Source organism: Amycolatopsis sp. w19, assembly GCF_051373225.1.
GTDB classification, from domain to species: Bacteria; Actinomycetota; Actinomycetes; order Mycobacteriales; family Pseudonocardiaceae; genus Amycolatopsis; species Amycolatopsis japonica.
In genome coordinates, this window is sequence record NZ_JBPQFM010000006.1 from 19,804 (window position 1) to 42,315 (window position 22,512).

Here is a 22,512-nt window from a genome sequence, read left to right on the forward strand (position 1 = left end):
CTCGCGTTTGTATCGATCGTGTACAGCCCCCGGCGAAGCTCCCTTCGTAGCAACCGAGAGTGCTCGAAGGGAGACCGGAATGGTCCGGACCGTGAAGGCCCGCCGGGTGATGGCGGCCGTGCTGGCCGTGGGGGCGGTCACCGCGCTCGCCGCCAGCCCCGCGAACGCCGCGCCCGAAGGAAGCTGGCGCGCCGACCTGTCCACTGTGGACGGCGACGACGTCAACGTCCGCAGCGACGGCGGCGTGCTCAGCCTGGAAAACGCCGCCTGGCACAGAAAACCCGACTCCATCGGCAGCCAGGGCTACCTGCTGCTGGCCGAGCAGAAGCTCGGGAAGCCGGTCAACCGCGTCACCGCCCAGGTGACCGCCGACGCGCCGAAGGGCACCGAGGTCGAGGTCGACGTCCGCGGCAAGCTCAACTCCCAGGACTGGACCGAGTGGACGCCCACCGACGGCGGCGCCGCCCAGCTGTCCGCTTCGGTCTCCACGGTCCAGGTCCGCATCGGACTGCGCACGGTGAACGACGGCGTGACCGCGAAGGTCAGTGACGTCACCCTCCAGGGTGATCTCGGCCCGCAGGTGAACGCGATCGGCGCGGCCGCGGCCCCGCTGACGTACAAGGTCTACGGCACCCGCGAAGGCCTCGTCGGCGGCACCACCGCCAACGGGCACGTGATCAAGTCCCGCGACCACTTCGTCGCCCTCCCCTCGGGCCGCGGCCTGGCGCCCAAGAACACCGGCAACTACACCGTCCGCATCTGCCGCACCGACAACAGCCGCTGCGAATACGCGCCGGTGTGGGACGTCGGCCCGTGGAACACCAAGGACGACTACTGGAACCCGTCGGCCACCCGCCAGATGTGGAAGAACCTGCCGCAGGGCAAGCCCGAGGCGCAGGCCGCGTACCAGGACGGCTACAACGGCGGCAAGGACGAGTTCGGCCGCAGGGTCGCCAACCCGGCGGGTATCGACCTCGCGGACGGCACTTTCTGGGACGGCCTGAAGATGACGGACAACGGCTGGGTCAACGTCTCCTACCTGTGGACCGGCTCCGGCCCGACCGGCGTCATCAGCACCGCGGGCGACCCGATGAACGTCCGTGCCTCGGCGAGCACCACCGCGGCGATCAAGGGCCTCGCGGCGAACTACGCGAAGGTCAACATCGAATGCTACGTCGAGGGCGAGACCGTCACCGGCAAGTTCGGCACCAGCAAAATCTGGGACCGGATCGGCCCGGGGCACTACGTCTCCGACACCTACGTGCAGACCGGCTCGGACCTGCCGGTGGCACCCAAGTGCTGACGCACTCCTGAACCCGCTTCGGCCGAAGGCCCCGCTATCGCGGTGGCAGGGCGCCCTGCCACTCGTCGTGACCCGAGATGCCAGGCCGCGCCCTGCCGACGTCGATCGCGGTCGCGGGTTCATAGGTCGAACACAGATCGCGAAGGCCCGGCGTACCCCATAACGCCGGGCCTTCGCCCTTTCGTCCGCCCTTTCTCCCGCTCGTGAGGACCTTGGGCCGCGGCGTCCGCCATCGAGACTTGCGGTAGCCACGACCTGAGGGGGTCCCCATGAATCCGCCCGAAACGACCACGCTGCGCGAAAAGCTCTCCGGCACGGTGGTCACCGCCGCCGATCCGGGCTACGACACCGCCCGCGCCGTATGGAACGGCGACATCGACCGGCGTCCGGCGGTGGTCGCCGAATGCGCCACCCGCGAAGACGTCGTCACCGCGCTGGCCTTCGGCCGCGAAAAGGGCCTCGAGATCACCGTTCGCGGTGGCGGGCACAGTTTCAGCGGTTCCGCCGTGGCCGACGACGGTCTGGTGATCGACCTCGGCGGGCTGCGCCGGATCACCGTCGATCCCGACGCCCGCACCGCGCGGGCCGGGGGCGGCGCCGTCTGGGCCGACGTCGACGAAACGACGCAGCGGTACGGGCTCGCGACGGTCGGCGGCACGGTGAGCGACACCGGCGTCGGCAGCCTCACCCTCGGGGGTGGCTTCGGCTGGCTGACGGCGAAACACGGGCTCACGATCGACAATCTGCTTTCGGCGGAGGTCGTCACGGCCGACGGCCGGATCCTGCGGGCGTCCGAAGCAGAGCATCCGGATCTGTTCTGGGCACTGCGCGGCGGTGGCGGGAACTTCGGCGTGATCACGGAATTCGAGTTCCGGCTGCACCGGGTCGGTCTCGCCGAGGTCGGGCTGTTCTTCTGGACACTGGCGGACGCGCCCGACGCGATGCGCTTCGCGAAGGACGTGATCGCGACGCTGCCGCCGGGCACCGGTTCGATGCTCGTCGGGATCACCGCGCCGCCCGCGCCGTTCGTCCCGCCGGAGCACCACCTCGCGCCAGGGCTCGCGCTGGTCGTCGCCGGCTTCGACGGCCCAGAGCGGCACGAGGGGCTGGTCGAGCGGATCCGGGGCGGGCTGCCCACGGCGTTCGAACTCGTCACGCCGATGCCGTACGCGGAGCTGCAGAAACTGCTCGACCCGACCGCGCCCCGGGGCATCCTCGCCTACGAGAAATCGCTCTATGTCTCGTCACTGTCCGAAAAGGTCATCGACGTGATCGCCGCGCGCCTGCCGGACAAGGCGTCGCCGACGACCGTGATGCCGATCGTGCCGTTGCAGGACACGTTCTCGACGGTGCCCGACGACGCGACCGCGTTCGGCGGGCCGCGGACGCCGGGGTTCGTCATCGGCCTCGCGGCGACCGCGCCGACGCCGGAACTCCTGGCCGCCGACCGGGCTTGGGTGCGGTCGTTGTGGGAGGAACTCCTGCCGCATTCCAACAACTACGGCGGTTATCTGAACTTCATGAACGAATACGACGAAGACCGCGTGCGCACGGCGTTCGGCGCGGAGAAGTACGCGCGGCTGGCCGCCGTCAAGGCGGTGCACGACCCGGACAACGTGTTCCACCACAACGCGAACATCCGTCCCGCTGAGTGAAGCGGTTATTCACAACCATGAATGGTCTTCACAAGTCCGTAATCGTCGTGCGAAACTCCCGTGACGCATTCCCTCTGACGAATGGCGGGTATTGTGAACGTTTCCCGGCGAACCCTCTTGACCACCGCCGCCGGTGCCGCCGTCGCGGCGACGACGATCACTCCGGCCGCCAGTGCGGCAGGGGAAGAAGCCGATGGGCTAAGAACTTTCCGCCGAACGGCCGATTACGCGGTGACCAAGCTGCGTGCCGTCGCCCCCGGCGTCACGGCCTTTCCGGAGATCACCCGATTCGAGAAATGGACCTATTCGCAGAACGGCGGCTGGATCGGCGGATTCTGGCCGGGCACCTTGTGGCTCGCCTCGATCTACAGCGGTGATCCGCTATTCCGCACACTCGCCATGGCGTCGGCGGAAAAGCTCGCGCCGCGCCAGTACGAAACGCGGGATCACGACCTCGGATTCCTCTTCTACCCGTCGTGGGTGACCGGCTGGCGGCTCACCGGCGACGAGAAGTGGCGGGCCGGCGCGCTCAACGCCGCCGCGTCGCTCATCCAGCGCTACAACGAAAAGGGGAAGTTCATCCGGGCGTGGGGCGCGCTCGGCACCCCGGGCAACGCGGGCCGGGTCATCGTCGACACGATGATGAACCTGGACCTGCTGACCTTCGCGAGCAAACAGACCGGAGACCGGAAGTACCTCGACGTCGCCATCTCGCACGCGAAGACCACCGAACGGGTCTTCGTGCGCCCGGACGGTTCGACCCCGCACGTATTCGATTTCGACCCGGACACCGGCGCCGAGATCGGGCCGAACACCGTGCAGGGCTACAGCCCGACGTCGTGCTGGTCGCGCGGCCAGGCCTGGGGCATCTACGGGTTCACCACGATGTACCGGCGCTCCGGGGACCCGCTGTTCCTGCGGACCGCGCAACGCCTGGCCGACTTCGCGCTGCGCGCGCTGACTCCGGACAACGTGCCGGTGTGGGACTACCTCGCACCGCAGGCGCCGTACGACATCAAGGACTCCTCCGCCGGGGCCGTGATGGCGTGCGGGCTGCTCGACCTGGCGAAGGTGGCGAACCGGCCGCAGTACCGCGAAGCCGCGATCCGGATCCTCACCGCGCTGTGCGACACGTGCCTGACCGCGAAATCCACGCGGGCCGAGGCGATCATGGCGCGGGGCACGCGCAATCGGCGGGCCGAGGACGGTGTCGAGGTTTCGTTGCCGTACGGCGACTACTACCTGCTGGAGGGCATTCTGCGGGTGCTGATGCCGCGGGAGATCGACCGGGCCGTCGATCTGTCGAGCGTCTGAGCCGGGCTTTCCGGCTGCGGCGTGGTGTTGCGAAAGTGGCTTTCGCAACGCGTTCCGGCGCGGCCGCGCGTGACCGGCGGGGATGGGTGAGGTGAAGGGGACTTTCCCCGCGTCGCATGAGCGGAAGGTCCCCTTCACCTCAGGCCTTACAGTCCACAGGGGGCGGAAGCGTCGCGAAGGCAGGTGAGGGGTCGGCGCGGGTGGTCGTGAGTGTTTCGGGTCGTTCTAACGACACTCGCCACTCACGACCCCCCAGACAATACTGCCCAAAGTACCCAAATCGGACGCATTGATCCTGGAGAACTCAGTGACCACCGTGGTGCGCGTGGACCTTCGCGTGCCCCAGCCCGCGCCCGATCATCCACTTGTTCACCGGCACCGTCAGCACGAACGCCACCGCCAGCGAGAACACCAGCGCGCCCCAGAACAGCAGGGTCCCGAGCCCGGCCTCCATGGCGCCGGGCACCACGAGCATGACCGCGTTGTCGACGATCTCCATGACCGCGATCGACACGGTGTCGGCGGCCAGCGCCACCTTGAGCGCGGCGCCGAACGGCAGCCCCGACTTCAGCACGCCGCGCATGGTCAGCGCGTAACCGAAGACGAAGGCGAGCACCACCGAGAGGATGACCGTCGCCAGGTTGCCGAGGCCGAGCGCGGTACCGATGACCATGCCGAGGACCTCACCGATCGCACAGCCGGTGAGGCAGTGCAGGGTCGCCGACACCGCCATCGACCAGCTTGCTCCATGTCTTGCGTCGCCCATGCGGCAGACCATACCCCCCGCCCGTATCAAACGCAGGGCGAGCCGTCGCTCACCGTCACCCCCGAGGGCCGACTGGGTAATCGTCCCAGGTCGATGAACTCACTTCCGTAACCCTTTGCGCTCATCCGGTTGACCGGGGTAACCGGAGACCCTAGTTTCGCCGGAGGTCTCCACCGCGCGTAGACCGATCGGCTGGTTCAGATGGTTCCGTGACTATGGGGTGGAGATGCGAGGGCCGACGAAGACGCTCGTCGTTGCCACTGTGCTCGTTTTGGGCATGGTGTTCGGGCTGGCCGGATGCGATGGCGAAGAGCCGGCGGGAATGGCGGCCAGGCCGATCCGGATCGCGTTCGTGCCGAAGGTCGCCGGCATCCCGTACTTCGAGGCGATGAACACCGGCGGGCAGGCCGCGGCCAAGCAGCTCGGTGTCGAATGGACCTCGACCGGTCCGGTCACGGTGGACCCCGCGGCGCAGGTCTCGATCGTGCGCGGCCTGGTCGACCAGCAGGTGGACGTCATCGCGATCGCGCCGAACGATCCCAGGGCGATCGCGCCCGCGATCACCGACGCGCGGGCCAAGGGCGTCCATGTGATCACTTCGGACACCGACGCGCCCGGCACCGATCGGGAACTCTTCGTCAATCAGGCGACCCCGGAGGGCATCGGCAAGGCGCTCACCGACGCGCTGATGAAGAAGATGGGCAACGCGGGCAAGTACGCGATCGTCTCCTGTGGCGAGACCGCCGAGAACCTCAACGCGTGGATCGCCGTTCAGCGTGCCTATACCGCTACCCAGTACCCCCATGCCCAGCTCGTCGAGACGGTCTACGCCGGTGAGGACAAGGACAACGCCACCGCGCTGGCCAAACAGCTGATGACCAAGTACCCGGACCTCACCGGCCTGGTCGGCGAATGCACGACGTCCGCGCCGGGCGTCGCCGAAGCGGTCCGTTCGCAGCAGAAGATCGGACGCGTCTTCACCGTCGGCGTCGGGACCCCGCAGGCGATCAAGCCGTATCTGCTGGACGGTTCCGCGTCGCTCTCGGTGCTGTGGAACGTCGAATCGCTCGGCTACCTCACCGCCTGGGCGGGCAAGCAGATCGCCGAGGGCAAACTGCCCGGCCCGTCGAACAAGGTCAACCTCGAACTCCCCGCGATCAAGTACGAGGAAGACAAGAAGACCCTTCTGCTGGGCGACCCGCTCCTGATCACGCGCGAGAACGTGGACCAGTTCAAGTACTGACTCACCGCGCCCGCCGGACGGCACCGGCCGCCGCGCCACCGCCGAGGATCAGGACCAGCGCGGTCAAACCCCACCGCCTCTTCTCCTTCGTGCGGGCGTGCGCGTCGACCTCCGCCGCCACCTCCTTCCGTTCCCTGGGCGCCGCCGAACGAGACGGCCTCGGCGGGGAGACGGGCGGCTGCGGCATCACCTGGGGAGCGGACGTGGGCGCCGGGCTCGACGACGGCGAAGGCGACGACGACGACGAGGGAGTCTGCGTCGGCGACGGACTCGGGCTCGGCGAAGGAGACGGAGACGGACTGGGCGACGGCGGCGTAGAAGTAGGAGAAGGCGTGGGCGTCGGTTGGGGCGGCTCAGGCTTGGGCGGCTCCGGTTCCGGCGCGGTGAGACAGCCCGCGGCGTCCGAACCCGCCAGCGGCGGTCCCGAAAGCACCACGGTCACCTGCCCGCTCCGCTCCAGCCGGTAGAGCACGCTGCGCCCGCCGATCCGGTTCGCCGTGGCGTACAGGGCACCGTCGCGGCCGAGCACCACCGAGCCGTAGACGTCGGCGGGCGGGAAACGCGCGTCTTCGGCTTCACGAACCTTGCCGGTCTCCGGATCGATGGTGATCACGGCGCCTTTTCCGCGCCAGGTGGTGGAAACTCCGTACAGCAATCCGTTGTGGTACGCGAAATCGTTGACGTCGTGGGCGAGCGTGATCGGCCGCAGGAACACCGTCTTGATCACCCTCAGGAACCGCTCCCCCGGCGTCAAGTCCACTGTGTACAGTGTGCCGTTCCTGAGCAGGTACCAGGAATCCCCGCCGATCGCGCCCGCGGTCACTCCCGCGACGGGGCTCCACAGCGGCAGCCGGTTGCCTGCGCGGGTGATCGGGCCGAGATCCCGGGTCTTCCCCGCCCGGTCGATCGTCACCGCGTGCGCGCCCCGGCTGAGTCCTTCGGCGACACCGAAGACCAGATCGCGCGTCGCGGAGTAGCCGAGCGCGTTGAGCCGGTAGCCCGGCTCGGTCACCCGCGACGTGGTGCCCGAGCCGACATCGAGCCAGCGCAGTTTCGACTTCCCGTACGACCCGGTCTCCGCCTGCACCACCAGGCAGGACTCGGCGGCCCGCGCGGCCATCGGCGCCAGGAGCGCCGACGCCCCCACCAGCCCGGCGACGGCCACCGTCGCCGCCGCCCGGGTCACCCCGTCCACAGCGCTCACCGGCTCAAGAGATCCTCGCCAGCGCGGCGGTGAACGCGTCCGGCGGGATCCGCACCCCACCGCCGAACGGGTTCTGCAGCTGGTAGATCGCGAACAGCAGCAACGTGACCGTGCCGGCCAGGGTGGACACGATCACCAGATGCGCGGCCAGCCGGGTACCGCCGAACAGGTTCGGCAGCAGTGCCGAGATGAGGCTGCCGAGAATGAGCGCGAACCACACGACACCACCGACCCGTCCGCCCACGACCGCGTTGAGCCGCTCCTGCCGGGCCTCGTAGACCTGCCAGAGCTGCGTGTTCGCCTCGGTCTTGCGCTCGCGCAGCCAGTCGTCGTCCGTCGGGGCCTTGTCCACGGCCTTGCGCAACCGGTCGAGCTGCGTCCAGCCGGCGTCCGGGAGGGTCGTCTGGCCCCCGGCCATCAGCGGCCATTCCTTCTGCTCGACCGTGCTGATGTACTCGGTGCTCAGTTTCCGCACCTCGTCCTTGACCTCGGTCCCCAGCGAATCGGCGGCCCAGACGGCGGCGACCAGGCTGTCCGCCTCGTGGTAGGAGCCCTCGCGCGCCGCGCTGGCGGAATCGAAGAGGGAGATCAGGATGAAAGCGACCAGGACGGCGTGCAGCCCGCCGACGATGGTGAACACCTGGCCGGCGGCGTCGTTGTTGTCGGGCCGTCCTTCGTCCCAGCCGAACCTGCGGACGAGGTAGCCGACGAGACCCGCGAGGGCCGCCGCGCCGACGACCCAGGCGATGCCGGTCAGGTAAATACCCATTCGAGTCCTTCCAGGCGGGAGACTGCTGAAACTAGTTCACCCTTCGACGAACGGAAAAGACCGGTTGAATCAATTCATACCAGCGGCGGACGGGGACAAGTCGATCATCACCGGCTCGGCCCAATTTCCCACGACTCGAAACAATTTCCGACACGCGCCGGAAAGGCCCGTCACCGGTCGGAGAACCCCACTTCACGACCGGGTGATCAGCCACCACGAGACGTCACCGACCTCGCCGCATACGGGCATTTCGAGCAGTGACGGCACCCAAAAGGCCGCCGGAGGACGCGCGTCCGGCCCAATCCGGCAAACAGGTGAACCTCTCCGTAGACCCGATCGAGCTGTTTGACCGGGCATTACGCCTTGCTATGTTGACTTTGCGCCCACCCCACTCGAATGGGTATCCGCGAATTGCGAAAAATCGCGGTTCACCGGGTCGACTGAAAGGGAGTCCGTTGACGACCATCGAGACCCATACCGGCGCCCGGCCCGCCGGTGAGGTACTGACCTGGAGCCGGAATCTTCTCGACCCGGCCTTGCGTGAAGCCGTCGACGGATTGCCCGAGTCGATGCGGCTCATCGCCGGTTACCACTTCGGCTGGTGGGACGAACACGGCCGTCCGTCCACTTCGGACAGCGGGAAGGCGCTGCGGCCCGCGCTGGCGCTGCTGTCGGCACAGGCGGTCGGCGGGGACGCCGAGACCGCCGTCCCGGTGGGCGTCGCGGTGGAGATGGTGCACAACTTCTCCCTGCTGCACGACGACGTGATGGACTCCGACACCACGCGGCGGCACCGCCCGACCGCCTGGACCGTTTTCGGCACCGGCGCGGCGATCCTCGCCGGGGACGCCTTGCTGTGCCGGGCCTTCGAGGTACTGGCCCCGTTCGGGCAGACCGCGCTGCGGGTGCTCAGCACCGCCGTGATCGACCTGCTGGAAGGGCAGAGCGCCGATCTGAAGTTCGAGGCACGCGGTGACGTCGACACCGCCGAATGCGTTCGCATGGCCGAGGGGAAGACCGGCGCGTTGCTCGGGGCGTCGTGCACGCTCGGAGCGCTGGCCGGAGAAGGGAGGCAGGATCAGGTCGACCGGCTGACCGAGTACGGGAGGGCACTCGGGCTGGCGTTCCAGCACATCGACGATCTCCTCGGGATCTGGGGCGATCCGGCGGTGACCGGGAAACCGGTCCACTCGGATCTCTCCAACCGGAAGAAGTCCCTGCCGGTGGTGGCCGCGCTCCACTCGGGGACGGACGCCGGGCGAGAGCTGGATGCCTTGTACCGCAAGGAAAACCTCGACGCCGCGGAGTTGCCCCACGCGGCGGAGCTGGTGGAACGGGCGGGCGGCCGGACGTGGAGCCAGGAGCAGGCCGACGCGCTCCTGACCGGCGCGCTGCACCATCTCGCCGTCGCGAACCCGGTGCCCCGCCCAGGCGCCGAGCTCGCGGCCCTCGCGAAACTGGTGGTGCGGCGACGGTATTGAAGTCGGGCGCGGTAAGGCAGGGGTGGGCGGGGAAGTGCCCACCCCTGTCCCCTCAGATCAGCGACCGGGCCGGGTCAGGCCCTTGTCCGCGGCGCCACGGCTGAGGACGACCTCGTCGGTCGCCTTGAGCGCTTCCGCGCCGGCATTCCCGGACTGCCCCGCGGTCAGGTCGAGCAGCCGGATCGGCGGGCCGAGCTGGACCAGCGTCGGAACGTATTCGGCCTTGTCGACCTTCCAACGGTCTCCGTCCCGCACGAACCGGAACCGCGCCGCGGCGCCCTGTTCGGTCGAGCCCTTCGGCTCCGAATGCCGGGCGACGCTGTTGCCGAGACCGTAGGCGACCCACTTGCCGTTGATCTGCTCGAAGGGCTGCACGACGTGCGCGTGGTGGCCGATGATCAGGTCGATCGAGTCGTCGCCGAGGAGTTTCTTCGCCAGCGTGCGCTGTTCGGCGGTCGGATCGTGCTGGTATTCGGTGCCCCAGTGCAGGCTCGCGAGGACGACCTGGGCGCCCGCCTTCCGCGCGGCCTTGGCCTGGGCGATCACGTCTTCGGCGTCGATCTGGTTGACCAGCCAGGGTTTGCCCGCGGGCACCTTGATCCCGTTGAACCCGTAGGCGAACGAGATCTGGGCGACCTTGACGCCGTTGACGTCGACGATCAGTGGCTTCTTCGCCTCTTCGGCCGACCGCGCCGAACCGGTGTGCTTGATCCCCGCCTCGTCGAGCTTGTCGAGCGTGCGGGTCGTGCCGTCCACGCCCTGGTCGATCGTGTGGTTCGACGCGGTCGAGCAGTTGTCGTACCCGGTGTCCTTGAGCGCGTCGACGATTTCCGGCGGCGCGCTGAACGACGGGTAGCCGCTGTACGGCCCGCCTTTCGGCGCGAGCGGGGTTTCGAGGTGGCAGATGCCGAGGTCGGCCCCGGAGATCAGCGGCTTGATCCCGGCCAGCAGCGGCCGGTAATCGATCTTGCCGCCGCCGTCCTCCTTCGCCTGCTCGGTCAGCGCGGGGTGGATCAGCACGTCGCCGGTGGCGACCATGGTGAAGGACCCGTCCGGCGCCTGGCTCGACCGCGGCGCTTCGGACGCGGCGGGCGGCGGCTGTTGCTCAGGGGTGCCGCTGCACGCGGCGAGCAGGACGGCGGCGCCGAGGAGGGCGGTGGTCTGGCGGACGCGGGAGCTGAACATCGATTCCCTCGATCGGGTGACGGTCCCTCCATCCTGCCTTACGCCCAGTAGGCGCGACACTCAACTGAAGTCAACAAGAACGATCGGACATACTTCGGACAAGTTCCACAGGATCGATCGCGTTCCTGACCGGCGATTAGTCGGATCAGAGCCGGTCGCCGTGACCGGATCGCGCCTTGACGTCACCCGGAAGAGTGTTTAGTAATACAAGTCACACTCTTCCGCTTCGTCTTGGGAGCATCCGATGTCCACAGCTTCGCACAGGTCCCTGCCCTGGCGCATTGTTGGTTCTTGTTTGATTGCCGGTGTCGTGCTGGCCGGCTGCTCCTCCGGAAAAGAGACCGCAGCACCCCAGCAGCAGGCTCCCGCGAGCGGCAAGGTCACCCTGTTCTACCTGCAGAAACAGGGTGACCAGCAGTACTTCGTCGAGCAGGCGCAGGGAGCGCAGGAGAAGGCGAAGGAACTCGGCGTCGAACTCAAGGTCGTCAACCTCGGGCAGGACGCCAACAAGGCGATCACCGAACTCGACGCCGCGGTCGCCCAGGGCGCCAACGGCATCGCGATCGTCGTCCCGGACCAGGCCATCGGCCCGCAGGTGCTCGACAAGGCGAAGAGCGCGGGCATCCCGATCATCGCCTCCGACGACGTGATCAAGGACGGCGCCGGGACGAAGTCGCCGTTCGTGGGCTTCAACGGCTCGCAGATGGGCGATTCGGTCGGCAAGGAGGCCGCGAAGCTGTTCAAGGCGGCGGGCTGGACCGCCGCGGACACCAAGATCATCAGCGCCTACAAACAGGATCTGACGGTCTGCTCGGATCGGGTCACCGCCGCGAAGGCCGCCTTCGACAAGGACGCCGGCGCACAGGTGCCGGTGATCGAGGTCGGCACCGACAACACCCCGGTCGACGCCCAGAACCGCACCGGCGCGGTGATCGGCTCGAACCCGGGCGTCAAGCACTGGGTGGTCTGGGGCTGCAACGACGAGAACGAGACCGGTGCCGTCACCGCGCTCGCGAACTCCGGCGTCCCCGCGGCCGACATCATCGGCGTCGGCCTCGGCGCCTACCTGACCTGCAAGGACTGGGCCGCGGGCAAGGACACCGGGAACAAGTCGGCGCTGTTCATCTCCGGCGCCGAGGTCGGCCGCACGGCGATCCAGCTGCTCGTGGACAAGGTGAAGAACTCCAAGGAGCTTCCCCCGGAGACGATCGCGAAGACCCAGATCGTCACCAAGGACAACTACAAGCAGGCCGGCGTCAACTGCATCTGATCCCGCGTGGAGGCGGTTCCATGGCCACATCCGAACCCGCGGCGGTGCTGACCGCCGAAGGAATCGGCAAACGGTTCTCCGGGGTGACCGCGCTCGACGGCGTCACCCTGGACTTCCGGCCCGGCGAGGTCCTCGCGCTGATGGGCGAGAACGGCGCCGGCAAGTCCACCCTGCTCCGGGTACTCTCCGGCGACCACGGTCCCGACGACGGGCAGCTGCTGATCGACGGCGCCCCGGTGACGTTCGACAGCCCGCGGGCCGCGATGGCCGCCGGGATCCGGGTGATCTACCAGGAGCCGGAGATCATCCCGCACGTTTCGGTGGCGGAGAACGTCTTCGTCGGCGAACTGCCCGCACGGGGACGGCTGGTCAACCGCCGGACCCTGCACCGGATGACGCAGGAAGCGTTGCGGGAGTACGGATTCGAAGGGGTGCTGCGACCGGAGACGCTCGGGAACAGGCTGTCGCCCGCGCAACGGCAGCTGGTCGAGATCCTGCGGGTGCTCACCGCGAAGTCGCCGCCGAAGGTGATCGCGTTCGACGAGCCGACGTCGTCGCTGTCCGAGCACGAGGTCGACGCGTTGTTCGCGCTGATCCGGCGGTTGCGCGACAGCGGCGTCGCGGTCGTCTACGTCTCCCACCGGATGAAGGAGATCTTCCAGCTCGCCGACCGGGTCGCCGTACTGCGCGACGGCAGCCTGATCGGTGTCGAGGACGCTGCCTCCACCGACGAGAACCGTTTGGTGCGCATGATGATCGGCCGCGATCTGTCCACTTTGGAGCGCCGGGTCACCCAGGAAACCGGCCGTGTGGTGCTGCGGCTCGACCGGGTCACCACCGACGACGTCGCGGACATCTCGCTGGAAGTCCGCGCCGGTGAGGTGGTCTGCCTCGCCGGGTTGGTCGGCGCCGGACGTTCGGAACTCGCCCACGCGATCGTCGGTGACCTGCCGGTGCGCTCGGGAACCGTCGAACTCGACGGGAAACCGTTGCGTGCCCGCACTCCCGGCGACGCGGTCAAGGCGGGGGTCGGGTTCGCGCCGGAGGAACGCAAGACCGACGCGTTGCTGATGCAGCGATCGGTGCGGGACAACGTGTCCATCGCCGCATTGGACCGCCTGCGCCGGTTCCGCGTGGTGCGGCGGGCCAAGGAACGCGAACTCGTCGCCGAATACGTGCGCGAACTGCGCGTGCGGACGCCGTCGATGGAGCAGGAGGTCCGCAAGCTCTCCGGCGGCAACCAGCAGAAGACGGTGCTCGCGCGCTGGCTCGCGCGGCGTCCGAAACTGCTGATCCTCGACGAGCCCACCCGCGGTGTCGACGTCGGCGCGAAGGCCGAGATCTACCGGATCATCGACGGGCTCGCCGCCGAAGGCATCGCGCTGCTGGTGATCTCGTCGGATCTGCCCGAGGTGCTGAGCCTCGCCGACCGGATCGTCGTCCTGCGCGCGGGCCGGGTCGCCGGTGCGCTCGACCGTGACGACGCGACCGAAGAAGCCGTGCTGACCCTGGCCATCCCCGCCACCGAAGACACCGAGGAGATCGCCTCGTGACCACCATCGCCCACCCGGTGTCCCCGTTCCGCCGGACGGTGACCGCGATCGGCGTGCAGAACTCGAGCCTGCTGCTCACCCTGATCGCGCTCGTGATCCTGATGAGCTCGCTGAACGAGAACTTCCTGCGTACCAACAATCTGCTGCTGATCGGCAGCGCGATCACCATCATGGGCCTGCTGTCGCTGGTGCAGACGCTGGTGATCATCCTCGGCGCGCTGGACATTTCGGTCGGCTCGATGGCCGGGCTCGCGTCGGTGGTGTCGGCGATGGTGTTCACCTCGACCGGGAGTTCCGCGGCCGGCACGCTCGCCGCGATCGGCGTCGGCGTGGTGTGCGGCCTGGTCAACGGCATGATCATCATCTTCGGCCGGGTGAACCCGGTGGTCGCGACGCTGGCGATGCTGGCGACGTACAAGGGCATCGCGCAGGTGATCTCGGACGGCAAGGCGCAGGGCTACACCGGCGCCGACGACCTGTTCATCTTCCTCGCCAAGGGTTCGATCGCGGGCCTGCCGACACTCGTGTGGGTGTTCCTGCTCGTCGCGGCGGTGCTGCACTTCCTGTTGCGCTACACCGACATCGGCCGCAACATCTACGCCATCGGCGGCAACGACACCGCCGCGCGGCTGGCCGGGATCAACATCAACCGCTACATCATCGGCGTCTACGCCCTGGTCGGTGTCATCGCGGCGATCGCGGGACTGCTGATCACCGCGCGCACCGGCTCCGGGCAGCCGACGTCCGGCTCCGAAGGGCTCGAACTGCTCGCCGTCACCGGCGCCGCGCTCGGCGGCACGATGCTCAAGGGCGGCAAGGGATCCATCGTCAGCACGGTGCTGGCGGTGATCATCCTGGGCGTGCTCAACAACGGGATGTCCGGGCTCGGCGTCAACCCGTTCTGGCAGAACATGGCCACCGGGACCCTGCTCGTCGTCGCCGTCGTGCTCCAGCAGGTCCGCGGCGGGGAACGCCGGGTCGGTCTGCCGGTATGACCCGGCATGCCCGGATCGTCGACGAGCTGGGCAGGCTGATCGTTTCCGGTGCCTTCGGGGCGGGGCGGCCGATCGTCCCCGAAGACCTCGGACGCCGGTTCTCCGCGTCGCGCACGGTGGTGCGGGAAGCGTTGCGGGTGCTGGAATCCAAGGGCATGGTCGTGGCGCGGCCGCGGGTCGGCACCTGGACGCGGCCGCCGGAGCACTGGGACGCGATCGATCCGGACGTCATCACCTGGCGGATCGAGGGGCCCGAGCGCGTCCGGCAGCTGGCGGAACTGCGCGAACTGCGGTGGGCGATCGAACCACAGGCCGCGAGGATGGCCGCGTGGCATCGCCGCCCGGACGAACTCGCGGTCCTCGTCGCGGCGTACGGATTGCTGGAGGACGCCGCCGACGTCCGGGCCTTCCGGGAGGCCGACAGCGCCTTCCACGCGGCCCTGCTTCGCGCGTCCGGCAATCCCCTGATCGCGCGCTTGCACGTGCCGGTCGTCGCGGCGCTGGACGAGGTTCCCGGCGACGACGTGCTGGCCGCGCATTCGCTCGTCCTGGCGGCAGTGCTCGGGAAGGACGCCGATGGGGCGGAATCGGCTTCGCGGCACTTACTGGACATCGTCACGCCCGGCGATCTCGCGTGCTTGAACGCCGATCTCGCGTGATCAGCGACGTAACTCGCGTGCTTGAAGGCCGCACACGCGAGTTCCGCCTCCAATCACGCGAGTTCCGTCTTCAAGCACGCGAGATCGGTGTTCAGGCCAGGCAGTCGCCGGGTTCTCCCCGGCGCAGCGCCGGATCCTCCTGGGTGAAGGTCCGCGCCACGCCCGGCCCGCTGGATCGTGTCTCGAACCGGACGGTCACCCTGCCGTGCCCGGCGCCCTGCACCCAGCCGGTGCCGAACTCGTCGTGCACGACGTCGTCCCCGGGCCGCCAGCTCGACGAGACCACGGCCACCGGCGCGGGCGCCCGCTCGACCACCGGCACGTCCGAAACCGGAACGGAAAGCGTGAACAGCGGATCCTGGTGCGGTACCGAAAGCCCGGACAACGCGACACCGGCCAGCCGCACCCCGCCGAATTCGGTCGGGTCGATCAGCAGCCGTTCCGCCATCGCGGCGAGCTGGTCGAATTCGTCGGTGGGCGAGGCCATCGTCTCCGAACGCGTCACCGTGCTGAAATCGGTGTGCCGCAGTTTCACCACCACCGTCCGCGCGACCCGGCCGGCGTTGACGAGCCGCCGGTGCGCGTGCACGGCGAGGTCGCGGACCTCGCGCCGCAGGCTCGGCAGATCGATCAGGTCCCGGTCGAACGTCGTCTCCGCGCTGACCTGCTTGAGCTCCGCGCGGTCGGACACCGGCCGGTCGTCGACGCCGGTCGCCAGCCGCCGCAGGTCCCGCCCGACCACACTACCCAAAGTGGACACCGCGTCGGCGTCGGAGAGCGCGGTCAGCTGCCCCAGTGTCCGGACGCCGATCGCGCGCAGCTTCCCCTCCGCCACCGGGCCGATCCCCCACAGCACCCTGGTCGGCAGCGGCGCGAGGAAATCGCGTTCGGTGCCCTGGTCGACGACGAGCAACCCGTCCGGTTTCGCCAGATCCGAAGCGACCTTCGCGACCTGTTTCCCCGACGCAGCACCGATCGAGGCGACCAGGCCGATGTCGGACCGGATGTGCTCCCGCAGGCGCGCACCGAACTCCCGCACGTCCTCCGACGACGCCCCGGCCAGTGACGGCGGTTCCGCGAATGCCTCGTCGAGGGAGATCCGTTCCAGCACGGGCGCGTACGTGGCGACGAGGTCGAACACCCGGGTGCTCAGCAGTTCGTACAGTTTGAACCGTGGCGGCAGGATGACCCCGTTGGGCGGCAACAGCCGCCGCGCCTGCGACATCGGCATCGCCGATTTGATCCCGTGTTCGCGCGCCTGGTAACTCGCCCCGGCGACCACTCCGCGCGGACCCGCGCCACCGACCAGGACCGGACGCTGAGCCAGGGTCGGCCGGGTCAGCTGTTCACAGGAGGCGTAGAACGCGTCCATGTCGAGGTGGATGACCCACCGGTCATGCCCGCCCATCGCCCGGTACCTCGAGAAGACGGTGCAGGGCCTTCGTGTACTCCTCGAACGCGGCCCGGCCACGCGTGGTCAGCTCGACCAGTGTCACCGGCGTGCGATGTTCGAAGGCCTTGGTGATCCCGACGTAGCCCGCGTCCTCGAGTTTGCGCAGATGCGTCGACAGGTTGCCCGGCGTCATGTCCAGCAGTTGCTGCAACCGCGGGAAGGTGATGCTGTCCCCCGGCCCCAGGCTCGACAGGGCCACGGTGACCCGCAGCCGCGCCTGCGCGTGGATCACCGGATCGAGCTGGGGCAGCCCGTCTTCGCTCATCGCGCCCGCACCAGGAAGACCAGGGACGCCACCAGGAAGCCACCGCCGCCCGCGACGCTCAGCACGAGGAAGTTGTACGGTCCCCCGGCCAGCACGCTCGCCGCGCCGCACGCGATGATCCACACGCCGAGGCCGTACTGCAGCTTGCTCTGCCACAGCATGCCGCCGGCGAGGTACATCAGACCGGTCAGCACGAGCGCGGTCCCGGACCACAGCAACGGGACCAGGTCGGCGTCGATGCCCAGCCGGATCAGCGCGGTGTTCACCACGGTCAGCCCGCCGAACGCGATCATCCAGCTCCACCCGTACATCGCCCCGACGAGCCGGGACGGGCCGTGGACGCCGCGGCCCGCGCGGATGCCGTAGATCGCCGAGTACGTCATGGCCCCGGCGAAACCGACGACGGTGATCACGGCGGCGACCCACAGCGGCAGCAACGCCGTCGGCGGGGCGGAGACGTAGATCAGCCCGAAACCGAACAGCCACACCAGACCCCAGACGGCGAGCAGCACGGCCGGATTCGGCCCGATCTCGCGCCGGGTCCGCTCCGACTGCGTGGCGATGAGCGCGAGCGACTCCTCGGGCGTCATCGGCCGCTCGTCGCCGTCCCGTTCATCCTCCACCACTTGGGAAAACTAACACGGGTTCACAGTCTCGCCGTGTCGAGCCGGAACCTCGCCATCACCACGAGCGCGGGTATCACCAGCCACGCCGCGAGCACTCCGACGGCGGTCACCATGCCCGAGCCGCCGAGCACCGGCGCGCGGCCGATCTCGCCGAGCCAGTACGTCGGCATGAGATGCCCGGCGGTGTTCATCCAGCCGGGCAGCACCTGCAGCGGGATCCACAACCCGCCGAACATGCCCAGCGGCAGCATCAGCGCGCCGGTCACGGCCTGGACGGTGTCGCCCTTGCCGAACAGGCCGATCATGAGGCCCAGTACGGCGAACGGCAGCGTCCCGAGCCACAGCGTGCCGAAGATCGTGAGCCACTGGCCGGTTTCGAGCCGGATGCCGCGGATCATCCCGGCCGCGAAGATCACCAGCAGGACGGGCAAGGCGACGAACAGTCCGGCCGCCACCTTGACCATCAGGTAGCCGGGCGCCCGCAACGGTGTCAGCCGCAGGGTGCGCTGCCAGCCGTCGGTGCGCTCGGTGGCGACGCGGGTGCCGGTGAACAGCGCGGCGGTCATGGCGCCGTACGCGGCCATGTTCACCATGGTCACCGTCGCGGTCGAGATACCCGGAGCGATCTCCTGGGCACCGAAGATCCCACCGAACAACAGGAACATCGCCAGCGGCATGCCGATGGTGAACAACGCGAACTGCGGGCTGCGGACGATGCGCTTGATCTCCAGCGCGAGGTAGGCGGGGTTCATCTCAAGGCTCCTTCGGCCTCATCGGCGGTCAGCGCGATGAAGGCTTCTTCCAGTCCCACAGCGGTGATTTCGATGTTCGCGGCGAGCGGGAACTCGCGCAGCAGGCCGCGGATGGCGGCGTCGGAGTCGGCACAGCTCAGTTCCGCGTGGCCGGCGCGCAGCACGGCTCGCCAGACCCCGGGCAGCGCGGCGAGCGCGGTTTGGGTGGCATCCGGGACGACGGCGCGCAGCACCCGCCCGGCGACCGCGGCCCGCACCTCGCCGACGGGACCGTCCGCGACGACCCGGCCGTGCCGCATGAGCACGACGCGGTCCGCGTAATCCTCGGCCTCGGCGAGGTAATGCGTCGCGAAGAGGACCGTGCGGCCCGTCTCGGTGTACTCGCGCATCGACGCCCAGAAACGGCGCCGCCCGTCGACGTCCATGGCCGCGGTCGGTTCGTCGAGCACCAGCAGATCCGGATCGCCGACCAGCGCGAGCGCGAACCGGACCCGCTGCTGCTCGCCGCCGGAAAGCTTGCCGCAGCGGCGGTTCGCGTACTCGGTGACACCCGCCCGCTTGAGCACCTCACGGACCGGCAGCGGATTCCGGTGCAACGACGCGAACAGGCCGACGAGTTCGGCGACCGTGGCGTCCCGCAGGAGCGTCCCGTTCTGCGCCATCGCGCCGACCATCCCCCGGTCCATCGCTTCGGCCGCGCTGAGCCCGGCGACCCGGACCCGGCCGTCGTCCGGCCTGCTCAGCCCCAGCAGCATGTCGATGGTGGTCGACTTGCCCGCGCCGTTCGGCCCGAGCAGCGCCACCACCTCCCCTGGCGTGACCCGCATACTGACGTCTTCGACGGCCAGGACGTCACCGAAGCGCTTGACCAGCCCTTCGAGGCTGAACGCGTCCGCCATGACTCTCCCCCTTCGAGCACTCTGAACCACAAAGCTCACTCGCACTTTGTAACACAAAGTCCCCTGACTCGGAAAGCCCAGAAGTACGTGAAGGCCCCCTTCATTGCGTCTAGCGCAGTGAAGGGGGCCTTCACGTACTTGCTTAGGCGGGCACCCGGGAGAGCGCCGCGTCGGGGGCCGAAGCTGTGGCCGAAGCGGCGGGTGCCGGAGGCGGCACCGGGAGCGGCAACGGCGCGCACTCGACATCGGCCGTGCGCCCCGGCTTGCGGTCGGGCAGAGCCCCGGTCGCCAGGTAGTCGGCGATCCGGTTGTCGACGCAAGCGTTTCCGCGCGGGGTGATGGCGTGGCTCGTGCCGCCCGGCTCACCGATCAGGCGAGCGCCGGGGAACCGGCTACGCACCTCGAGGCTGCCCTCGTACGGCGTCGCCGCGTCGAGCGTCTCGCCGATCATCAGCACACTCGGCACCTTCGAGCCGTCGACCTTCACCGGCTTGGCAGGCTTCGCGGGCCAGTACAGGCAAGGCGCGTTGAACCAGGCGTTCTGCCACGTGAAGTACGGCGCCTTCTCATACGTGCGCCAGTTGTCGCGCTTCCACTGCTGCCAGCTCGGCGGCCACTTCACGTCCGTGCACTGGACGGCGAGGTACACGGCGTACCCGTTGTCGTCACCGCGTCCGCCGAAAGCCTCGAACAGCCCCTTCATCGTCTGCCAGTCACCCTTGTTGACGAACTTCGCGAGCGCGTCACCGAGCAGCGTCCAGCGCAACTGGTAGTACGACGCCTGCTGGAAGACGTCGAGGAGTTCGTCCGGCCCGATGAAGCCGCCGGCCGGGACGGCGGCCACCTTCTTCAGCTGTTCGTTGAAGACCTGCTTCACCGCGGCCTGCGTCTTGCCGAGGCGATAGACGTCATCGTGCTGCGCGACCCAGCCGAACCAGATGTTCAGGTTGACGTCGAAGGCCACGTCCTGGTTGAGGTTCGCCTGATACCAGACGTTGCGGGGGTCCACAGTGGAATCGAGGACCATCCGCCGCACGTGCTGCGGGAACAGCGTTCCGTAGACCTGGCCGAGATAGGTGCCGTAGGAGTACCCGTAGAAGTTCAGCTTCTCGACGCGAAGCGCCTTACGGATACTGTCCATGTCCTTGACCGTGTCGGTCGTCTTGATGTTCTCCAGCAGCGCGCGGCTGTTCTTCTCCGCGCACGCGTCGGCGTAGGACTTCGAGCGCTGCAGCCAGGTCTTCTCCAGCTGCCGCGTCGTCGGCACGTAGTTCGGCCGGTTGTAGTCCATGTAGTCCGGGATGCACGAAAGCGCGGGTTTGCTGGAGCCGACACCGCGCGGGTCGAAGCCGACCCAGTCGTAGGCGTCGCCCGCGTGGTTCGGCACGCGGGTGCCGCGGGTGGCGAGCAGCAGCCCGGAACCGCCTGGGCCGCCGGGGTTCGTGAGCATGACGCCCTGGTACTGCGCCTCGGGCGTCTTGTGCTTGACGCGGCTGAGCGCGAGCTGGATCTTCTCGCCGCGCGGCCTCGAATAGTCCAGCGGAACGGACAGGTGACCGCATTCGGCACCGGCGTTGATCAACGTCGGGTCGGTGCACGCTCCCCAGGTGATCGTCTCGACGGGCTGCGCCGCCTCCGCCGCGCCGGCGGGCGCGGTCACCGCGACCGAGGCGAGCGTGGCCGCGGTCAGCGCGGTGATGAGAACACGTCTCAAGGTTTCTCCCTTTCCCTCCAAAGGTGAAAGCCCCGAAACCCTATCCACGTCCATGACCTGCGGAAGCCTTCCGGCGAAGGTCCCTACCAACGGCGGGTCCCGATCGCGGCAAACCGGGCAACCGGTTAATCGGTTGGGAGGCCTCACGGGGCTCGCTACGCTGTCGATCATGATCTGCCGCATCCGCGTTCGCGCCCTCTGACCCCACTTCACGGATCCGGGCTTCGACATCATGCAGAACCAGCACATCGCCATGATCGGCTCCACCGCGCCGAGTCACATCTATCCCTCGTTGGCGATCATCCGTGAGCTCGTCGCTCGCGGGCATCGGGTCAGCTACGCCGTGGGCGAGCCGCTCACCGGGTTGATCGCGCCGACCGGGGCCGAGGTCGTCTCGCATCCCTCGATCCTCCCGCTCGGCGACCAGTCGGCGTGGCCGGAGGATCCGGCGTCGCAGATGCGGGTCTTCCTCGACGAAGGCATCCAGGCGATGCCGGTGCTCACCGACTTCTACGACGAGAACCGCCCGGACCTGGTGCTGTACGACATCGGCGGGCTTCCGGCGCCGCTGCTGGCGAGGCGTTACGGCGTTCCGGCGGTGCAGCTTTCCCCGACGTACGTAGCCTGGGAAGGCTACGAGGAGGACATGGGTGAGATCGTCACCGCGATCCGGACCTCACCGTCCGGAAAGGACTATTTCGCCACTTTCACCCGCTGGCTGAACGAGAACGGCATCGAGGCCGACGCCTGGGACTGGATCTCCCATCCGGAGCAGGTGCTCGCGCTGCTGCCGAGGGCGATGCAGCCCAACGTCGAACGGGTGCCGTCGTCGGTCCGCTTCGTCGGCCCGGCACTGGACCCGGAACGCCTGGCCGACCGGAGCTGGACCCCGCCGCCGAGCGGCCGGAAGGTCCTCCTGATGTCGCTCGGCACGGCGTTCACCGACCAGCTCGACCTGTTCCGCGCGTGCGTCGACGGATTCCGCGACTCGGACTGGCACGTGGTCATCTCGATCGGCCAGACCGATCCGGCCGCGCTCGGGCCGCTGCCGGAGCACATCGAGGTGCGGTCGTTCGTGCCGCAACTCGCGGTGCTGGAGGCCGCGTCGGCGTTCATCACGCACGCCGGTATGGGCGGCAGCACGGAATCGCTGTGGTACGGCGTGCCGACCGTCGCGATCCCGCTGGCGACCGACGGTTTCGGCAACGCGGCGAAACTGGCCGAACTCGGCGTCGGTGAACAGCTTCCGGCCGACGAGGTGACGGCCTCGACACTGCGTGCCGCCGTCGAGCGGGTGGCGGGTTCGCCCTCGGTGGCCGCGCGGCTGGCCGAGGTGCGGGCCGAGACGCGCGGGAACGGCGGGATCGAGCGGGCCGCCGATGCCGTGGAGTCGTTCCTCCCGTAGC

20 protein-coding genes are annotated in these 22,512 nt (G+C 68.7%); 10 read left to right on the forward strand and 10 right to left on the reverse strand.

Translation table 11 applies throughout. From position 1 onward, the window contains the following. The first annotated feature begins 79 nt into the window (after window positions 1-79). From ACSMFO_RS14930 to ACSMFO_RS14940, 3 genes are all read left to right on the forward strand, one after another. Entirely contained in the window at window positions 80-1,303 is a 1,224-nt protein-coding gene (locus ACSMFO_RS14930; RefSeq protein ID WP_436459036.1) for a hypothetical protein, read from the forward strand. A 269-nt stretch (window positions 1,304-1,572) separates the two neighbouring features. After that, window positions 1,573-2,958 (forward strand): FAD-binding oxidoreductase, encoded by a 1,386-nt coding sequence (locus ACSMFO_RS14935; RefSeq protein ID WP_436459037.1) that lies wholly within the window; start codon window positions 1,573-1,575, stop codon window positions 2,956-2,958. 93 nt (window positions 2,959-3,051) lie between these two features. Continuing rightward, the gene (locus tag ACSMFO_RS14940) at window positions 3,052-4,272 is read left to right on the forward strand and encodes a glycoside hydrolase family 88 protein (RefSeq protein ID WP_436459274.1); all 1,221 of its coding nucleotides are present in this window, start codon (window positions 3,052-3,054) and stop codon (window positions 4,270-4,272) included. A gap of 304 nt (window positions 4,273-4,576) precedes the next feature. On the opposite strand, the gene ACSMFO_RS14945 is transcribed toward ACSMFO_RS14940, so the two are convergent. Beyond that, window positions 4,577-5,005: a DUF4396 domain-containing protein gene (locus ACSMFO_RS14945; RefSeq protein ID WP_174492109.1), complete on the reverse strand. Its 429-nt coding sequence runs from the start codon at window positions 5,003-5,005 to the stop codon at window positions 4,577-4,579. Window positions 5,006-5,258: 253 nt separating this feature from the next. On the opposite strand from ACSMFO_RS14945, the gene ACSMFO_RS14950 reads away from it, so the two are divergent. Next, complete coding sequence (locus tag ACSMFO_RS14950; protein ID WP_038517967.1) at window positions 5,259-6,281, forward strand: autoinducer 2 ABC transporter substrate-binding protein; 1,023 nt, start codon at window positions 5,259-5,261, stop codon at window positions 6,279-6,281. 1 nt (window position 6,282) lies between these two features. Here the strand turns inward: ACSMFO_RS14950 and ACSMFO_RS14955 are convergent, their stop codons facing one another. Together ACSMFO_RS14955 and ACSMFO_RS14960 are read right to left on the reverse strand one after the other, a co-directional pair. Continuing rightward, a complete protein-coding gene (locus tag ACSMFO_RS14955; RefSeq protein WP_436459038.1) occupies window positions 6,283-7,485 on the reverse strand; it encodes a DUF6923 family protein in 1,203 nt (400 codons plus the stop codon). Window positions 7,486-7,489: 4 nt separating this feature from the next. Next, window positions 7,490-8,254 carry a DUF4239 domain-containing protein gene (locus ACSMFO_RS14960; RefSeq protein ID WP_038517973.1) on the reverse strand — a complete coding sequence of 255 codons (765 nt, stop codon included), beginning with the start codon at window positions 8,252-8,254 and terminating at the stop codon, window positions 7,490-7,492. Between the two features lie 455 nt (window positions 8,255-8,709). Here ACSMFO_RS14960 and ACSMFO_RS14965 point away from each other — a divergent pair, with 455 nt between their 5' ends. After that, window positions 8,710-9,735 (forward strand): family 2 encapsulin nanocompartment cargo protein polyprenyl transferase, encoded by a 1,026-nt coding sequence (locus tag ACSMFO_RS14965; protein WP_436459039.1) that lies wholly within the window; start codon window positions 8,710-8,712, stop codon window positions 9,733-9,735. Between the two features lie 57 nt (window positions 9,736-9,792). On the opposite strand, the gene ACSMFO_RS14970 is transcribed toward ACSMFO_RS14965, so the two are convergent. After that, a complete protein-coding gene (locus tag ACSMFO_RS14970) occupies window positions 9,793-10,920 on the reverse strand; it encodes a CapA family protein (protein WP_436459040.1) in 1,128 nt (375 codons plus the stop codon). A 295-nt stretch (window positions 10,921-11,215) separates the two neighbouring features. Here ACSMFO_RS14970 and ACSMFO_RS14975 point away from each other — a divergent pair, with 295 nt between their 5' ends. The 4 genes from ACSMFO_RS14975 to ACSMFO_RS14990 are packed head-to-tail and all read left to right on the forward strand — an operon-like array spanning window position 11,216 to window position 15,397. Continuing rightward, the gene (locus ACSMFO_RS14975) at window positions 11,216-12,190 is read left to right on the forward strand and encodes a substrate-binding domain-containing protein (RefSeq protein ID WP_436459041.1); all 975 of its coding nucleotides are present in this window, start codon (window positions 11,216-11,218) and stop codon (window positions 12,188-12,190) included. A 20-nt stretch (window positions 12,191-12,210) separates the two neighbouring features. Then, window positions 12,211-13,743, forward strand: coding sequence for a sugar ABC transporter ATP-binding protein (locus tag ACSMFO_RS14980; protein ID WP_436459042.1), 1,533 nt, complete (start codon window positions 12,211-12,213; stop codon window positions 13,741-13,743). After that, window positions 13,740-14,738: an ABC transporter permease gene (locus ACSMFO_RS14985; RefSeq protein ID WP_436459043.1), complete on the forward strand. Its 999-nt coding sequence runs from the start codon at window positions 13,740-13,742 to the stop codon at window positions 14,736-14,738. Before ACSMFO_RS14980 ends, ACSMFO_RS14985 begins: the two co-directional genes overlap by 4 nt. Next, on the forward strand, window positions 14,735-15,397 hold the full coding sequence (locus ACSMFO_RS14990) for a FadR/GntR family transcriptional regulator (protein ID WP_436459044.1): 663 nt from the start codon (window positions 14,735-14,737) through the stop codon (window positions 15,395-15,397). The genes ACSMFO_RS14985 and ACSMFO_RS14990 overlap by 4 nt, the downstream gene beginning before the upstream one ends. A 91-nt stretch (window positions 15,398-15,488) precedes the next feature. On the opposite strand, the gene ACSMFO_RS14995 is transcribed toward ACSMFO_RS14990, so the two are convergent. From ACSMFO_RS14995 to ACSMFO_RS15020, 6 genes are all read right to left on the reverse strand, one after another. Next, window positions 15,489-16,805, reverse strand: coding sequence for a DNA polymerase IV (locus ACSMFO_RS14995; protein WP_436459045.1), 1,317 nt, complete (start codon window positions 16,803-16,805; stop codon window positions 15,489-15,491). Beyond that, window positions 16,792-17,115, reverse strand: coding sequence for a transcriptional regulator (locus ACSMFO_RS15000; RefSeq protein ID WP_016332004.1), 324 nt, complete (start codon window positions 17,113-17,115; stop codon window positions 16,792-16,794). The genes ACSMFO_RS14995 and ACSMFO_RS15000 overlap by 14 nt, the downstream gene beginning before the upstream one ends. Then, a complete protein-coding gene (locus ACSMFO_RS15005; RefSeq protein WP_436459046.1) occupies window positions 17,112-17,741 on the reverse strand; it encodes a hypothetical protein in 630 nt (209 codons plus the stop codon). Before ACSMFO_RS15005 ends, ACSMFO_RS15000 begins: the two co-directional genes overlap by 4 nt. Window positions 17,742-17,761: 20 nt before the next feature. Then, complete coding sequence (locus ACSMFO_RS15010) at window positions 17,762-18,493, reverse strand: ABC transporter permease (RefSeq protein WP_436459047.1); 732 nt, start codon at window positions 18,491-18,493, stop codon at window positions 17,762-17,764. Next, window positions 18,490-19,392, reverse strand: a complete 903-nt coding sequence (locus ACSMFO_RS15015) for an ABC transporter ATP-binding protein (RefSeq protein ID WP_436459048.1) — start codon at window positions 19,390-19,392, stop codon at window positions 18,490-18,492. The genes ACSMFO_RS15010 and ACSMFO_RS15015 overlap by 4 nt, the downstream gene beginning before the upstream one ends. A gap of 142 nt (window positions 19,393-19,534) precedes the next feature. Beyond that, window positions 19,535-21,106 carry an alpha/beta hydrolase gene (locus ACSMFO_RS15020; RefSeq protein ID WP_436459049.1) on the reverse strand — a complete coding sequence of 524 codons (1,572 nt, stop codon included), beginning with the start codon at window positions 21,104-21,106 and terminating at the stop codon, window positions 19,535-19,537. A 232-nt stretch (window positions 21,107-21,338) separates the two neighbouring features. On the opposite strand from ACSMFO_RS15020, the gene ACSMFO_RS15025 reads away from it, so the two are divergent. Then, window positions 21,339-22,511, forward strand: coding sequence for a macrolide family glycosyltransferase (locus ACSMFO_RS15025; RefSeq protein ID WP_073847747.1), 1,173 nt, complete (start codon window positions 21,339-21,341; stop codon window positions 22,509-22,511). Window position 22,512 lies beyond the last annotated feature (1 nt).